Annotated in this window: 11 protein-coding genes and 5 pseudogenes; 3 read left to right on the top strand and 13 right to left on the bottom strand. The window is 58.4% G+C overall.

The features are described 5' to 3' along the window. Positions 1-5: 5 nt before the first annotated feature. Positions 6-329, bottom strand: coding sequence for a hypothetical protein (locus tag LPJGGPFB_RS24105; protein WP_173422492.1), 324 nt, complete (start codon positions 327-329; stop codon positions 6-8). A gap of 5 nt (positions 330-334) precedes the next feature. Continuing rightward, entirely contained in the window at positions 335-583 is a 249-nt protein-coding gene (locus tag LPJGGPFB_RS24100; RefSeq protein WP_173422491.1) for a hypothetical protein, read from the bottom strand. Positions 584-1,803: 1,220 nt separating this feature from the next. On the opposite strand from LPJGGPFB_RS24100, the gene LPJGGPFB_RS24095 reads away from it, so the two are divergent. Beyond that, positions 1,804-2,274: a BA14K family protein gene (locus tag LPJGGPFB_RS24095; protein ID WP_173422490.1), complete on the top strand. Its 471-nt coding sequence runs from the start codon at positions 1,804-1,806 to the stop codon at positions 2,272-2,274. A 974-nt stretch (positions 2,275-3,248) separates the two neighbouring features. On the opposite strand, the gene LPJGGPFB_RS24090 is transcribed toward LPJGGPFB_RS24095, so the two are convergent. The 8 genes and pseudogenes from LPJGGPFB_RS24090 to LPJGGPFB_RS24060 form a co-directional block, all read right to left on the bottom strand. After that, positions 3,249-3,548, bottom strand: coding sequence for a hypothetical protein (locus tag LPJGGPFB_RS24090; protein WP_173422489.1), 300 nt, complete (start codon positions 3,546-3,548; stop codon positions 3,249-3,251). Between the two features lie 162 nt (positions 3,549-3,710). Next, positions 3,711-3,932, bottom strand: a pseudogene (locus tag LPJGGPFB_RS24085) (ATP-binding protein); the annotation flags it as partial. A 771-nt stretch (positions 3,933-4,703) separates the two neighbouring features. Continuing rightward, positions 4,704-5,222, bottom strand: coding sequence for a DUF892 family protein (locus LPJGGPFB_RS24080; protein WP_173422488.1), 519 nt, complete (start codon positions 5,220-5,222; stop codon positions 4,704-4,706). A 698-nt stretch (positions 5,223-5,920) separates the two neighbouring features. After that, a pseudogene (locus LPJGGPFB_RS24075) lies at positions 5,921-7,053 on the bottom strand (IS256 family transposase). Positions 7,054-7,400: 347 nt separating this feature from the next. After that, positions 7,401-7,658 carry a hypothetical protein gene (locus LPJGGPFB_RS24070; protein WP_173422487.1) on the bottom strand — a complete coding sequence of 86 codons (258 nt, stop codon included), beginning with the start codon at positions 7,656-7,658 and terminating at the stop codon, positions 7,401-7,403. A gap of 281 nt (positions 7,659-7,939) precedes the next feature. Next, complete coding sequence (locus LPJGGPFB_RS24065; protein WP_345791068.1) at positions 7,940-8,305, bottom strand: response regulator; 366 nt, start codon at positions 8,303-8,305, stop codon at positions 7,940-7,942. A 3-nt stretch (positions 8,306-8,308) separates the two neighbouring features. Then, positions 8,309-9,166: a sensor histidine kinase gene (locus tag LPJGGPFB_RS33645; protein WP_345791083.1), complete on the bottom strand. Its 858-nt coding sequence runs from the start codon at positions 9,164-9,166 to the stop codon at positions 8,309-8,311. Beyond that, positions 9,091-11,396 (bottom strand): annotated as a pseudogene (locus tag LPJGGPFB_RS24060) (CheR family methyltransferase). The gene LPJGGPFB_RS33645 and the pseudogene LPJGGPFB_RS24060 overlap by 76 nt, the downstream one beginning before the upstream one ends. 912 nt (positions 11,397-12,308) lie before the next feature. On the opposite strand from LPJGGPFB_RS24060, the pseudogene LPJGGPFB_RS33750 reads away from it, so the two are divergent. Continuing rightward, positions 12,309-12,476 (top strand): annotated as a pseudogene (locus tag LPJGGPFB_RS33750) (hypothetical protein); the annotation flags it as partial. Between the two features lie 191 nt (positions 12,477-12,667). Here LPJGGPFB_RS33750 and LPJGGPFB_RS24055 read toward each other — a convergent pair. Next, positions 12,668-12,951: pseudogene (locus LPJGGPFB_RS24055) on the bottom strand (IS30 family transposase); the annotation flags it as partial. Between the two features lie 1,136 nt (positions 12,952-14,087). Then, positions 14,088-14,345 (bottom strand): helix-turn-helix domain-containing protein, encoded by a 258-nt coding sequence (locus tag LPJGGPFB_RS24050; RefSeq protein WP_173422486.1) that lies wholly within the window; start codon positions 14,343-14,345, stop codon positions 14,088-14,090. A 152-nt stretch (positions 14,346-14,497) separates the two neighbouring features. Here LPJGGPFB_RS24050 and LPJGGPFB_RS24045 point away from each other — a divergent pair, with 152 nt between their 5' ends. Next, on the top strand, positions 14,498-15,388 hold the full coding sequence (locus LPJGGPFB_RS24045) for a LysR family transcriptional regulator (RefSeq protein ID WP_173422485.1): 891 nt from the start codon (positions 14,498-14,500) through the stop codon (positions 15,386-15,388). A 187-nt stretch (positions 15,389-15,575) separates the two neighbouring features. On the opposite strand, the gene LPJGGPFB_RS24040 is transcribed toward LPJGGPFB_RS24045, so the two are convergent. Then, a complete protein-coding gene (locus LPJGGPFB_RS24040) occupies positions 15,576-15,833 on the bottom strand; it encodes a hypothetical protein (RefSeq protein ID WP_173422484.1) in 258 nt (85 codons plus the stop codon). Positions 15,834-16,106: the final 273 nt, after the last annotated feature.

Below are 16,106 nucleotides of genomic sequence, written 5' to 3'. Positions count from 1 at the left end.
CACCTTCAATAGAAGTCGTCTTTCCACACTGGCTTTAGAACTGTCTTGATCCTTACCAGCTTTCGGATGCGGAGCTTTCCAGTGTCGGCGGGCCATGGCAACTCGAACTCTGCCCGCAAGTATTCCTTTTTTTTGCATTTCTCGCAGTAAAATTGCGGCGATATCTCGTCGATCGGTACGTCGCCGCAGAGTTGCAGCAGATCGCGACAACGGTACCGATGCGTGATCCGGCAGTACATGCATTCGATCTTGACAATCTGGCGGGTTCCCTCGGCCTTGCTCAGGGTGTGCATGCGCTGGCGACGCGTTAAACCGTTTTGTTCGGGCATGTTGGTCAGCCTGAAACGATTGCGCCTTCCACAGCCGCGGCGGCCGGCTCGCGGCATGGGCGCCATCCACGAGTAAAGCCAAGGCTCAACGAAATCTCGGCCAATACGAGCTGCTGGCGCAAATGTTTGCAGTTGGCGAGCAAAGTCCGGATAGTGGCCTCGGCATCGCCATCGTGCCAGGCGAGAGCGGCGGTGAAATCGTCTTGGGCCTGATCGATCTCGTCATTCCCTATAGTTTTCTGAGCGGCGGACATGGTTTCTCCTCGTCCGGGGTGCCCTCCCGGAGCATTCGTCTTGCAGGTTTTAGGTTGGCGGCCGCATCGCCGGTGAAATTAGGATCTCTTGGCCGGTGGCCATTCGATCCTGTGTGCGAAGCAATACCAATTGGGCGCAGCGCTGCCGTTAGCAAAGCCGAAGCCGCCCCATGCCTTGCAGCCCGGCTCCTCGCACAAATGCACGAATGGGCCGCTCTCCGTCTTCTTGATCGCGCCGGTTTCGTCACTCATGTTGCAGGCCTTCTCAATGGGTACGTTCTACAAATGTTCTCATTGAGGGCGAGAGTCAACACCCTCTTTTAGCGGAATGGTCAATGGTACTTCGGTGCGATCAGGACCACGCCCGCGCCAATTTCTGTTCCGCGTTCCAGGGCCAGTTCCTCAGCCCGGAGGACGACCTGCTCGTCGAGATGAAGAACGAGAGCGAGGATATCGGCCACCTGCATCCGAGGTATTTGCAGATACGCTATTTGCGGCGCCTTTGTGACCGAGCAAGAGGTCGAGTTTCTTCCGGCCCTCACCGAATTGATTGACGAGCCGCTCCGCTTCCTGCGGACTGAGGGAATAATTTTGACGGGTCGCTCGATCGTCTTTGGATGAACGCGTTCTTGTGAGGTTGGCATCTCATTGTCCTTTCCAGTCGGAACGGTAGAGTCGGCTCAGAAGTCCCACACGAAACTCCCGCCGTTTCTGCGGTTCAGACAGGAGCCTTTAGTTGCAGGCACGCTGTAGCGGTTCCAATCGAATGCGGTCGGGGAGACGCGCTTGCTATGTTCGCCGAAACCGTCAAACGCGGACGGCAATCCCATCAAGGATGGTCCGGCGAAGCTTCGTTAACTCCAAAGTTCAGCAGCGGCTCATCGCTGATAGCTTGCAGTCCTGGCCGCCGAGCTCCGCCTGCAACAACTGCTGCCGCCATCTACGGGCACCGCCGCTTCACCGTCAGCGATCATCGTCGATGGGTCGGGTTATTGGGGGACCTAAGTGTCCAGAGCCCACCGGCTTGAGCGGCATATAGGACCTTTGCGGGACGGCCATAGGACTGAGGTCCTATGGTACGCGATATTCTTGGCGCTAAGTGATTGGGCAAGCGGGTTCGCTTTGTTCACCATCGGAAGTCAGCCCGAATTCGACGCGCAGCCCTTTAGTGGCGCGACTAGTCACAGATATGTCTTGGCAAGGAACTTTTGGGTGAAGTCATGAAAACAATAGGTACAATATTCGTAGCAGCCGCTGCTGCATTGTCGGCGGTCTCGGCTCAGGCCGTGCCCATGTCTCCCGTTGCGAGCGGCCAGTCTCTCTCTCGGTCCGTCGAGTTTGTCCACCACAAGCCAGGTCACTACGGTGGCCCGCCGCGCTCACGGGGGTACAATGGCTATCGTTACGATGCGGGCCCGCGATACGGCTATTACAATGGCCATCAGGGCTACCGCTACCGTCGGGACGGTTATCGTCGACACAGCGACGGGTGGTGGTACCCTCTCGCTGCCTTCGGAGCTGGAGTGGTTATTGGTGGTGCGATCGCCTCACCACCCCGCAGGGTCTATTCCAGCGCACCATCAGCGCATGTCGAATGGTGCTTTGACCGGTATCGGTCATACAGAGCCTACGACAACACCTTCCAGCCCTATTATGGGCCACGCCAGGAATGTGTGTCGCCGTATTATTGACCAGGACGCCTCTCGGTTCGGGAATGAACCGTGCCGCTTTCGCTGTTTTACAAAGCGTTCGGTAATGTCCGGCCCCGCCTCCAGCCGCCCCAGCAGGATGTCGCGGTAAGTAAATCCGGTGCGGCCTTGGCCTCGGTGCGCGCGAAGGCAGGCCGGAGATCTCGTTTGTCAGGCCAGCCGGCGGCAACTGGGCTCGCAACAGGTCCGGGCGATGCGGGGAGGAATTGAGGGTAGGTCCAGACGGCCCGGGGCGAACTAGACCGTCTGGGTCAGCGTTAGCACTGCCTCCACAATAAGCCAACGCCAACGTACAACACATAATGCGCCGGGACTGATATTGTTCCATTGCTAATGTATTAGGATTCTGCTGGTCGACCGTGCATGCGGCAGACCGCAATGCGGCGACAAAGGACACCATTTTACACGTACGATCTTCTCGATTTTGACGGTCACGACCTGCGCGACATGGATCAGCGAGAGCGGCCGGTTCCCTTGAGAAGATGATCAGAGAGAGGGTCTGTCATTCGCGTCTCGGTAGAGATCGAAGACCACCGGCATTCTCGCGCAGGCATGCAAGTTCAATCTGGACGGATCATTGCCCGGAACTGGCAAACACCTTATTTATCCGAACAGGTGGGCTACTGGCTGAAACTGAAATGCACCCAGAGCGTCAGCTTTGTTATCGCGGGCTACCGTCGACGAAAATGGCAGCGCGGCGGGACTATTTGATGGCCGCCAGGCGCGCTGGCGAGGTGGTCTACGTTGGACGCGAGCTTTGCCAACAGTTGCCAGCCTGCCGACGATCGCCTTGAAGCGGAAGAACGCTGTGTTTTGCGAGCCGGCTTTGTCGGTGGAAATCGCGGAGTAGATCGGCCTCAAAGTCCGCTGTGCATTTCGATTCAACCTGCGCGACCGGGCAGGTGAGGGTGGGGGTCATCCCTTTCACCGCCCGTCACGCTTTGTACGGGCAAGCCTTAGCGGCTGCTTTTCGGAAGCTCTTCATCGAAGCGGGTCCTTTCGCGCGCCGGGTCGTCCTCCAGGAGCTTCTCCTCGCTGTCTTCCGGCAACACGTCATCCGGGCCAATGTTGGCCTCATCGCGGCTCGGAACCGGTGGCACGCGTCCAGTTTCGGCGGGAAGTTCATCCACCTCGTCAGTGGCAGCCCCGGATAGGTCTGGCAGTGGAATTGGTTCGAGATCCATTTCGGGTGGGCGGGGCTGCGAGATCGGTTCCAGAATCGGATCTGTGGTTTTCTCGTCCTTCGGGTCGCTCATCATCTGTCTCCTTTCCACGTGAAGGTGAACCTGTTGGCGCCGGTAAAGTTCCGAAGGCACTCCATATGCAGCATCCGCGAACGACGACCAAGAAGGGCCTGACTCCGTCCGCATGCGCGTCACCGAGAAGATCTCAGCCGTTACCCGTCACGGCAAGCCCACGCTCTTTCCCGTTCCCGGCGGACCGAGGAAATGAACTGCTTCGTGGCGGTCGACGAAGCCAAGCTGCGCCAGAGTGAAGATGCGATCTCGGTCGAGCGAGGGTTGGAATGTAAAGTCGGAGCCGGCCAGGGCCTTGATCGTTGCAGGCCTGCCCATTCGCAGGGCGGTCTTGATGCGGCTTTACTCGCGCAGCGTCAGTTCCTCGGACATGAGGACGTCGATGTTTCGTCATGCATCAGAACCTATCGAACGTCCTGCATTGCCATCTCGCGGCCTAATCGGCGGCGCTGCGGCGCTGTTCTTTCATAACCCTTCATCCGAACTGATGTGCCGGGATGCCCTTAGCGGGTTGTGATTTCTCCTCGTGGCGAAATCGCACCAGGTCGTCCTGTCCATGCGACAGACATTTGAAAGAACTCTCCCAGAATAGCGCTGGCTGGATGATCGCGACCCATCCGGTCGCCGGTCGTCTTAGGGGAACCAGGCCGTTTCAAGGGAGTTCTACTGAAGCATTTATCACGGATGGAGCGCCCCATGGAAAGAATGGAATTTCAGATCTCGGCGCACAGGGAGCTTTTAATCGCCATTCTATGCATTTTACGTCGCACCCGGCCTCAGGATTGGGACGACCTTGTTTCTGGCATGGAAGACGACTTGGTCGTGCAGGACCATGAGGAGGATCCAGGTGTGGTCCCAAGCTCTGCCTTTGCGGTTCAAAACGCACTCAGCCACGAACTTGCGGCCATATTAACTGCTGTCCGGGCGCGGTCCGTTCGGTCAATGGGATAGCTAAACTGTTGGCGCCGCCAATGCCTCCCCACCTCTACGATCGATCGAGGTGGCAGGGGTCGGGATTCCGTTCCGGTGTGGGTTTATGTCGAAGCTCTGTTCCTGGACCTAGCGGGTCAGTGTCGCTGACGGCGCGATCGAGGCTTCCTTGTCGATGGGTTTTCGAAGAAGGGCAAGGCCTGTATTGGGGGAAGATCTGCCAGACTACAGGAAATCTCCATCGCATGCTTCAAATGCGAAACCGGTCACAGCAAACGCGCACCAACTTCCTTCAGACACATCATTAAATCCGAGGCGGCATGAAACTCGTCTTCTTATGGGAACGGCTCGATCGTAACACCTTTGCTTTCCACCGACTTCGCGGAGGGATAAAATGCTAGTCGCCACGCCGATGAGATTATCTTCAAGCCAGCCCGCCATCGCCGGCTCCTCAGCGAGATTGGTCTGGAGCACCAACACCCCTGCGGTGTAGCCGCCGGCTTCGGCGATCGTCAGCCGAAACCGGTAGGCGGCGATTTCGAAGTCTCGAAGGCAAAGTTGGCGAATAAGTTTTTCAGCATTTTGTCGTCTGGAACCGTGTGAGAAGGCGGCCATCACCCCAGTGAACGAGAGAGCAATATCCTTCATTTGGGAAAGGTGTTCGTTCAGGGTGGCAAGCACATCTTCGAGCCGCCGGCTCTGAACCCCCGTTTCCGAAATGTGCTGCTGCAGCCCGGTTGCCACTTCGGGATGGGTCTCGATACGTTCAATCTTGCGGCTTCATCGTGCTGAGCGTCTGGTTCTTCATTGCTTGGGCACTGCGAAGACTGGCGACGAAGGCCTTTCTGACTTGATCGGTTGGGATCAATTCTCTCCCTACTCTCGCGGCGTATTGATGTTCCAGTGCGGCTCCCAGCACGACACGTTGGATGCGTTGGAAGACCCAATTTCACATCCTTCTTCTTTACGCCGGGAACATTGTGGGCTTCCGTCGTTTGGAGTGCGCCGACCGATCCACGGCCTGATGCAACTCAAGGAGAACGAAGATGCCCAATTAAGGCGGCCAAGGCGGCAGCAGCGAACAACATCGCAAGGCCAGCGAGCAAAGCCACAAGAACGATGACAAGCGCGAATCCACCAGCAAGGATAGCGGTGGCGGCAAGAGCGGTTCTGGAGGTGACTAGGGAGGCGCCAGCGGTAGCAGTCGCAAAAGTTGAGGCTGCGGGCCTTGGTAGCTGACGGCTGTGTCAAACCGCAAACTAGGGCGAGAATAACAAGCGGCGAACCTAATTCGAACACGGTTCGCCTAGAGACAGGCGCGATCAGTATTCCGCATTTGAACAGTTTCGGAAACTTGCAGACGAGCCGGCAGGATCGTGTCCACGTAGGTGGTGTAGCTGGCGGCTGATTGCCGTGCTTTCCGCCCCAGGTCGGAGCGATTATCAGCGGGCCACAGCGGGCAAACTGATTTGGGGATCATCGCTCATTTGAGCCATGGTCTCAAGGGTCAGGTATCTGCCTCGCTGGACGGTCCACTCATCGTTCGCCTCCATGAGCAATGCGCCGACGAGACGGACGATGGCTTCATCGTTGGGAAAGATGCCGACGACCTCGGTGCGGCGTTTGATTTCGCCGTTGAGACGCTCAATCGGATTCGTCGAGTGTAACTTCGCCCGGTGCTCTTTCGGAAAGGTCATGTAGGCGAGCACATCGCCTTCAGCGTCATCCATGATCATGGCGAGCTTCGGCACTTTTGGTCTGATCTGGTCGGCGACGCTGCGCCATTGTGAGCGCTGGCCGCCTCCGGCGTCTCCTGGGCAAAGGCTGTAGCGATGAAGGCGGAGACAACTCGCCTCCCGCTCTTTCCGGCATGTGCCAGCACATTCCTCATGAAGTGAACGCGGCACCGCTGCCATGTGGCGTTGAGAACCTTGGAAACGGCAGCTTTGATGCCCTCATGCGCATCGGAGACAACCAGCTTCACCCCGCGTAGACCTCGGCGTGTCAGCCGACGCAAAAACTCCGTCCAGATTGGCTCAGCTTCCGATGTGCCGACTTCCATACCCAGGACTTCGCGCCGACCGTCGCTGTTGACGCCGACCGCGATGATGACGGCGACCGAGACGATCCGGCCGCCACGCCGGACCTTGAGGTAGGTCGCGTCGACCCAAACATATGGCCATTCGCCTTCAATGGGGCGGTCAAGGAACGCCTTCACCTTGACGTCGATCTCCTCGCACAGCCGCGACACCTGGCTTTTGGAGATGCCGCTCATCCCCATGGCTTTGACCAGATCATCGACCGACCGCGTCGATATTCCTTGGATATACGCCTCCTGGATAACAGCCGTCAGAGCCTTCTCTGCCATGCGGCGCGGTTCGAGGAAGCTCGGAAAGTAGCTGCCCTTGCGCAGCTTCGGAATGCGAAGCTCGACCGTGCCAGCTCGCGTCTCCCAATCGCGGTCACGGTAGCCGTTGCGCTGTGCAAGCCGCATCGGGTTCTTCTCCCCGAACCCTGCACCCGTAGCTGAGCCGACCTCCAGCTCCATCAGCCGTTCAGCGGCAAAGCCGATCATCTCGCGCAACAAATATTTTGGATGGTGCTCAGATTTGGCCCTTCGCTTTTGAGTAAGAGTGATCGCGCCGCGCATCTCACTCGTCTGCGGTTCGATGATCCGACGACTGCTCGGGTGCGACATCATCGATATCGCCAAGTCGCTGGTGAGGCCGGGCAGGTAGGGGCAAGGTCCCGAACACCTCGTTGTATGCGGTCCCTCAAGCAGACGCCGCGGCTTGCCGGGCCCTGGCAGACACTGCCGGGGCCAAATTCTGAAGAACGGAAACTGATGGGGCGTTCTGGCAACCGGCACGAGCCCATTGGGACAGCCTGCTAGATTTTCATTGCAATCATGGGAGTGGTGACCTAGCGGACCATACGGGGGCTCACGCAGGCGATCGTCTTGATGACGTCGTCCTCCAGCTTCTGACAGAGATCCTCATACTCGGCCAAGATCGAAGGGTCTGATATCGGTTGTTCACGTAGCTCGTCGCGCTTTATGACTGCCAGACCGTAGGCTTCCAGCAAATCGGTAATCGCCAAGAAGTTGGCATCAGAGATCTGCTTCCGGTGGTTTGGCAGCCTCATCATCAGGCGGGCCCGCCCGACCTTTTCGAAATCCATCGCCCGCTCCTCACTCCCTCGGACCAGATTGTCCTTTACCAAAACGAAAGTAGCAACAAGACCTTGAGCCGGCGAAACAATATTGCGGAACTCGCGCTCGTCAGGACGAAAGCTGGGGGGAAGAGGAGCAAATTGCGGGGCCTAAACAACACGGATCCCGGCTCTAATTACTGCCGAATGGGATTTCAGGGCAGGTCAGATCGTCAGAGCTCGCTCCTAGTTCCCGCTTCGGTTTTGTCTGGCGCCCGGCTACGGTGTTTGCGCCGGATGCTTTAGAGATTTCAGGGAGCCTTTTCGCCGAGGGCGCAGCTCAACGCCTCAAGCACTTCGCTGTGGGGTTCGAGTTTTGAAACATGGGGCACTTGAGCAAGATCCTCAGGTATTGCGGTCCTGGTAAAGCTGGTGAAGAAGATGAACGGCAAGCCGAGTTCGACCAGTCTGCGTGCCACGGGGAAACTCGTGCCATCGGTCAGTTGAATGTCGAGCACTGCAGCGTCCGGATTGACGCCCGCGATCGTTTCGAGAGCGAGGCGGACGGAGGGGGCCGGGCCGGCAACCTCGTAGCCCGCAGCTTGTAGTGCCTGGACGAGATCCATTGCCAGGAGGAACTCGTCTTCGACGATCAGAATGCGGGGGCGGGGCGCCACAAGCTACCTCTCGAACGGAATGCTGAACGAAACGACCAAACCCGCCGGATCGAATTTTGTTTCTAGTTTCCCTTGTAGGCGGTACTCGATTTCGCCGCGTAGCAGTTCCAGACCGAAGCCGGACGATGTCGGCTCACTCACGCTCGGACCGCCGCGCTCGCGCCACTCCACAAGCAACCGGTTACCTTCGCTCCGCCAACTGACGTCGATTGTGCCGTGTTCCTTTGAAAGCGCGCCGTACTTTGTCGCATTGGTGGCCAGTTCGTGTGCGACCATTGCAAAGGAAAGGCCCAATTGCGGTTTCAGGTAGAGGTCCTCGCCCTCAAGCTTGAAGGTCTCGGGCCCAAAGGGCTTCAATTCGCCGGCGAAGATCTCCCGGATCGATACCTCCTTCCACACTTCGTCCGACAAAAGACCATAAGCGCGACCGAGTGCGCCCATGCGGCCGTCGAACGCCGATTGGAAGGCCTCGGTCGACGAGGTGCGCTGCATCGTTCGCTTCACGATCGCGGTTACCACAAGGAGTATGTTCTTGACGCGATGGTTGAGCTCCGAGATCAGAACCTGCTTGTGGGCCTCCGCCTCGGCAAGTTGCGTCACATCCACCATCGTCACGACAACCCCGTCGATGTCTTCGCCCGCGGAGCGGTAGGGGATTATCCGCACAAGATAGTGTTTGCCGTCACCGTCGCGCGCGAGTTGGTGATGAAGTGGCTCACCTGTGTCGAACACACCTCGGATATCCGCCTTGAAGCTCGGGTACTCAAGGCGGCTCGAAAGCTCCGTCAGCGGCCGTCCGACATCGGAGGGCCGCAGGTTGAAGAACGCTGCGGCGGTGGGGGTGTAGGTGCGGATGACCAGTTGCCGATCGAGGAAAATGGTGGCGATCTGGGTACTGTCAAACAGGTTTCTAAGGTCGCCGTTGGCGTGGTCCAGTTCCTCGATCTTGCGTTCAGTTCGGCATTGATCGTATTGAGTTCTTCGTTCAGGGACTGAGTTTCCTCCTTTGAGGCTTCCAGTTCCTCGTTGCTGGACTGTACCTCTTCGTTGACGGACATCAGTTCCTCGTTGGAGGATTTCAGTTCCTCCAGCGCTGTCTCGTATTCTTCGATCGTCGACTGTAGGCGCTCCTTGGTATCGCGCAGCTCCCGTTCAAGCTCATGGCCGCCTTCCACGTTGTCGCGCGCCGATGTGCCGTCGGCCTTCGTCTCGGAGGTTCCATCCGACCGGAAAATCACGATGTAGAGCTTTTCACGACCGCCATCGATCGGTTCGATGGTGATGCCGGCATAGTGCAAGGGATCTCCATCGGGATCGACCACGACGTTCAATCGGCTGACCGGTTTATGCGACGTGATGCATTCGCGCAGCGCAGAACGCAGATCGAGACGCAGTCCCTTGCGGGCGAGCGTCAGCAAATGGCGACTGGGCACACCTTGCGGCGGCTCCAGAAACCGGCCCGTGCCTGTGGAGTAGTAGACAATTTCGGCTTCTGCATTGACGACTACATGCGTCGGGGCGTGGCGCTCGAGGATCCGGGCTTCGACCGATTGCCTGAGTGAACGACCGCTTTCGCGGGGTGCGACGCTCAATTTCTCATCGAAGGAAGCGGATCGTTCCCGCCCGAAGAGGGAAGGAAGGCGCGGCATCTTTACCGGGAGATCGCGGGCCTGAAAGACCCGGTGCTTCTTGTCGAGGGTCGAGAACAACTCACCGTATTGTCCGATGCTCTCGGAGCTTCCGAGAAACAGATAGCCCCCTGATCGCAACGAATAGTGGAATATCGGTATCACCTGTCGCTGAACATCAGGCCCAAGATAGATCAGGAGGTTGCGGCATGAAACCATATCCATGCGCGAGAACGGCGGGTCGCGGATGAGGCTATGTGGGGAAAAGATACAGAGCTCGCGCACCTCGTGCTGATGACGTAACTTGCACCATCCGGCTTGAAGAAACGCCGGCGGCGTTCAGCCGACAGGCCGTCGAGGAGGGGCGCGGGATAGCGCGCTGCACGCGCGACCGCAAGCGCGGGCTCATCGATATCTGTTGCGAAGATCTGCACCTTCGGGGCGGCGCTCATCTTGTCCAGACGTTCTCTGATCTGGATGGCTATCGAATAGACTTCCTCTCCGGTAGCACAGCCCGGAACCCAAATGCGGACGGAATCATTGGCAGCCTTGCCCTCGAACAATTTGGGGATGATGTCTTCTTCGAGCAGGCGGAACGCATCCTGGTCACGGAAGAAATTGGTGACGTTGATCAACAGATCCTTGAAGAGATTGGATACTTCGTCGGGCTCGGCTCGGATCAATTCCAGATAGCCAGCAAGCGAATGCAATTGCCGAACTTGCATCCGGCGGCGGACGCGGCGGAAGAAGGTCTTGGTCTTGTAGCCTGAAAAATCATGGCCTGAATGGGCGGTCAATACGGCACAAATCTCGCGCCGGGCCGTTTCCTGGTCAATTTCGTCTTGCGTTCCAGAGTGCTGGGTCACCCCGTCAAGCACGTCGAAGCTGCGGACAAATTCCATCAAGCGCTCTGCCATCTGATCGACCGGCACAGCAATGTCGACGACGCCGCTGGCTATGGCGCTGCGCGGCATGTCGGGGTTGCGCGGCCCGTCGCCGTCGGAGGTCTGGGCGAGCGTCAATCCGCCGCCTTCCTTTACCGCCTTTGATCCGAGCGTACCGTCTCCATCGCCGCCCGAGAGCACGACCGCGACCGAATACTCGCCGTAATCCTGCGCCAGGGATGCGAGAAAGACGTCAATGGGCTTTCGCTCGCGGTGTGCGAGGTCGACCTGCTTCGACTGGAGGCGGCCACCGTCGATGGTCAGGATCGAGTCGGACGGCATGACGTAGACATGGTCTTTCTCGATCGCCATGTCGTGCTCGGCAACAACGACAGGCATCGAGGTGTAGTGCTCGAGCACTTCGTGCAGGCGGCTTTCGCGCTCCGGATTGAGATGGGTGACGATCACGAAGGCCATGCCCGGATCGGCAGGAAACGGCTTGAGGAAGTCCTCCAACGCCGGCACACCACCTGCTGAGGCGCCTACCCCGGCGATTGGGAACTGAGAATTCTTCGACATCACGCTCATTCACTTAGGTACGATTGAGGATGAATGTAGCGCTCTGCGACCATTTATACAGCCGCAAAAAGGCGGCGAGGCCAAATGCGTTTGATTCCGGACGAACTTCGCAATTCTCCATTGTTCTCGCATGCAGCCCTGTGCCGGTAAGGATAGCCCCCAAAGGATTGCGTCCCGGAAAGTTGACGATTGTACGCAGAGGTTTGCCGAAGTCCTTCCCAACGAGACCGGCAACAAGATCAACGCCGCAATCCTACATCAAAGACGGGGCCGTGCAGCCTGTATCGGCTGACACGTTCGCCGTTGCGGCCGGCGAACGGGGTTCACCCAACTGGCCTTGGCCCGCGCCCGCTTTCCTGTCCCGTTATGCTTACGGCTGGTTCATGATGAGTGAAGACCTTCCTGACCCGGACAGCCGCGTTATGGTTCAAGCGCAAGCGTGTTGCCGCGGAGGCGCGGTTTTTCGCGTTCGATCTGCTCTACTTCGATGGTCACGATTTGCGCGGCATAGAGCAGCAAGAGCGACGAATATGCTTGAGGAGGCGATCGGCGGCGCAAATGCGAGGATCTGGCTTTCGGAGGCGATCGAAGGGCAGGGTGCGGCTATCGTGGCGCAAGCCTGCAAGCTTGGCTTGAAGGTGTCATCGCCAACAACCAGTGTGCTCCTTATCGCTCGGGACGGAAGGGTGACTGGCTGAAATTGAAGTGTGCTCAAGCGACAGCTTTGTCGTTGTCGGGTTTGAACCGTCTACGAACGTGCCCAGTGCGATCTCACGGCTTTTGCTGGCGGCGCGGCGGGGCGACCGGCCTGGTCTATGTGGGTGGGGTTGGGCCGGGCTTCACCGACAGGATGAAATCGCCGCCGGTGGCACTCATGTGCAAGAATGCGGTGTTCTGTGACCGGCCTACGTCACCGAGATCACCTATACCAAGCTGACCAGAGACGGAAAGCTGCGCCACGCGTCGTTCAAGGGCCTGCGCGAACCGGCTGATAATGTCGATGTATTCGAGCTGAAAAAAGAGGCCCCTGCGGAAGGGGCCGAGTATGCCAGAGGATTGGGAGCCATCGATGATAACTGATAACTCGCTGGGACAGTCATTGTTCCGCGTACGTCACCGTTTCTGCTTGTGAACCGTCGTAGCGTTGCCACTCCTACTCCTGCATCCTTTGAATCGCATTCGCCGCAAGCGCGAGGACCGACGCGCAAGCGCGTGCCGATCAAGGTGACGATCCCGGCCGCAGCGCTTGCTGTGAGAGAATAGCTCGCAACCATCAGCGTTGTTACGTTGGCGTTGCTCAGGTCACGCTGCCCGAGCTGCGAACGATCACCAATGAAACCAGGACGTTGCCATATCCTCCGGGCCGCAGGAACAGTGCCGTCGCGCGGTTTCCTCGAGCCGCGGGGGCGGCGTTTGCGGCGGCCTGCCCTCAGATGCCGATAAAGTTCCAGCGCCTGCTTTTCCTGCCATAGATGAAACGACAGATCGTCTCGGTGCAGACCCGCACGGGGCTCACGCCATCGTCGAGCATGTGGCCCGCGATCTTTTCTGGGGAAAGCGGCATCCTGACGACATCCTGAAAATGTGTCGACGATACTTGCGTAAGCTCATGCGCCATCCGCCCTTGTGCGAACTGGTGATTGAGCAACTGAAGTCGCTGTCGTCATGCCCCAGTATGCACCCTTTCGCCCCCGCTGCAGGGCAACGCCCCGTAAGCCGCGCAAGACAAAGGATACTTCATTCAGCGGCCCTGGCAAATCCGACGTCTGCCCGCAGCGACTACCGCTGGACCATGCTTGCATAGCAACAAGCCGATCGAACTGTCTTTCCGCGGATGATCAATGCTTGACGGACGATTGCCCTGATCGCAGCTCCGCAACCTTTCGATCTAGGTCTATTTTGTACGGCCCGAATTTCATGAAGAGCGCGCGCGCGGCCATTGGCTGCAGCCCGTGTGCGCGAATGAACTCGTCAAGATCGTATCGTGTGTTCCAGTCGCGCGCCGCCTTGCTGTGATGCTCTCTTGTGGTTTGGTGGTACATGGCGGTTATCCCGATGTCGTTGTGCTGCAGCGTGTCGACGGCTGCTCGGCCCCCCAATCGGTTTGGGAATAAAAGGTTCCCGCGCGCCTGATAGCGTCCATAACAAAGATGATCGTTTAAGCAAAAAGTGAGGCCCTTTGCGGGGGCCGGGTGGAGCCACGGTTGTCGAGGGGACGAGAGCTTAGTGTCAGAGGCTCCCATTTGCTCCCAGTTCCTTTTCAACACCGAGAACTCCGGATCATCGACGATGCAATCTAAGCAATCGTCCCCACGGCGCTAATTGCTGCCCGTTCGGCTGGCGGCGGGCGTCAATCTAAGGCCGGCATGGGGACAGGTTGGATCCTCCCGCCAGCGGGAGCGGAATGCGGCAGGAGGAGCCGCAGCACGCGCATCCTCGGCCGTTCTTTCAATGCCGCCGCCGAGCCGGCCGGGGTGGGCGGCGTGCAAGGCCGACACGGCGGCGCTAGCCGAAGCGCGTTTGACGGAGGGTTCAAGTACCTAACTGTAACGACGCCATGAAATCACGCCCCTAGGATCATTTCCCACGCATAAACCGGCGGTGGCCTGTCGAGTGTTCATCGGCACGGATCGGATGAGCGCCCGCGATCGCATAAAATATCGACAGGAATGATCGCCTGCTCCTGGCATCCTATCCCTTGCGCCCGCGAGGTAGATTTGAAGGTTCTTCCTCACCCTCTGTCGGCAAATGGAATAGTTCGAAAACCTCACATCCGAGGACCGTGGCGATCTTTCCGAGAGAGTCGACGCCGAGATTTACCTGCTTGCGCTCAAGTTGGGATATCGACACTCGCTCAAGCTGAGCCTCGAGCGCAAGACGTTCTTGTGAGAGGCCACGCTTGACCCTCAATTTCCGAACATTCCAGGCCAATAGCTCGCGCGGTGTCATGGCGCCACATGACCATTGCGCTTGGAATTAAATAACTGGCTATTCTATACGAAAAGATGTTAAAAGTTGCATTAGGCGATTTTTCACTCGCCCCCAACGCGCATCAGCGGTGTGGTCTGGCGAGATTGCCTTGACACCGTGAGAGGTCCTCTATGGAATTTCGCCAACTCTCCTACTTCGTGGCGGTTGCCGAGGAGCTGCATTTCGGTCGGGCGGCAGCAAGGGTGCATATCGCCCAGCCGGCCTTGAGCTGTCAGATCCAGTCGCTGGAGAAGGAACTTGGCGTTCGTCTGCTGGAGCGCTCGACGCGGCGAGTGGAACTGACAAGGGCAGGGGAGGTCTACTACGATCGCTGCGTCAGGATCCTTGGCGATGTCGATTTGTCGGCCGAAATGGTGCGGTCGGTCGCCGGCAAGGCGAGGCGCAAGATCAGGATTGGGACCGTCTATCCGGCAACGATCGGCCTGCTGCCGGCATTCCTTTCTCGCATCGGCCGGAAATATCCCGATATAGAGCTGCACATCTCCAGCGGCTCCACCAACGACATCATCCGCGGCCTGGAAAACGGCCAGATCAATCTCGGCTTCATCCGACCGGTCGAAAACATCGGATCGCTCCGGTTCTTCTCGATCGCGCATGAGCGCTACCTGCTGGCGGTGGAGAAGAGCAATGCACTGCTTTCGCGAAGTGAGATCGGCATCGAAGACTTGCAGGGCGAGAAGATCATCTCGTTTTCACGGCAGAACCTCTCCTGCACCGAGCGATATTTTGCTGAAAAGTTTGAGGAGCACGATCTGTCGAAGAGCGTTGCCTATATCTGCGACGACACCTTCTCCCTGGTGTCACTGGTGTCGGCCGGTCTTGGCATCGGCTTTGCACCGGAGTGGACGCTGGATCTGCCCAACCGCAATTTCGAGCTTCGCAAGGTGAGGGGAGTGGACTTCAGGATCGGGCTTGGGGTCGCATGGTCGAAGGACGATCCAACGGCCGCTCGCGACGATATCATCGATATTGCGCGGTCACTGGTAAGGGCGGGGAGGTGAGGGGCGAGGTCCCGAACACCTCGTTGTATGCGATCCCGCAAGCAGACGCCGCGGTCTGCCGGGCCCTGGCAGACACTGCCGAGGCCAAATTCTGGAGATCGGATACGGCGATGGGGAGTGATGGCAACCGGCACGAGCCCATTGGGACCGCCTGCTAGATTTTCAATGCATCCAGGGGAGTGCTGACCTAGCGGACCATACGGGGGCTCACGGAGGCGATCATCTTAATGACGTCGTCTTCCAGCTTCTGACAGAGATCCTCATACTCGGCCAAGATCGAAGGGTCTGGCGTCGGTTGCTCACGTAACTCGTCGCGCTTTATTGCGGCCAGGCCGTAGGCTTCCAGCAAATCGGTAATCGCCAAGAAATTTGCGTCAGAGAGCTGCTTCCGGTGCCTCGGCAGCCTCATCATCAGGCGGGCCCGTCCGACCTTTTCGATATCCATCGCCCGCTCCTCACTCCCTCGGACCAGATTGTCCTCCACCAAAACGAAAGTAGCAACAAGTCCTTGAACCGGCGGACCAATATTGCGGAACTCGCGCTCGTCACGCCCAAAGCTTGGGAAGCGGAGCAACTTGCCGGCCTAAACTTCCCGGATCCCGGCCGTTGACCGTCGCCATGCTGACCCTCCGAGACGAGGCTTTTGTGTTTGAGATCGCTTAATGTATCGAGCAGATGGGTGTTTGGTCGCGTTGCGCTTTGGAGACACCCTGGATAG

Source organism: Ensifer adhaerens, from assembly GCF_013283195.1.
Taxonomy (GTDB): Bacteria; Pseudomonadota; Alphaproteobacteria; order Rhizobiales; family Rhizobiaceae; genus Ensifer; species Ensifer adhaerens_G.
The sequence above is the reverse complement of the archived record's forward strand: the minus strand, read 5'-3'. Positions and strand labels throughout refer to the sequence as shown.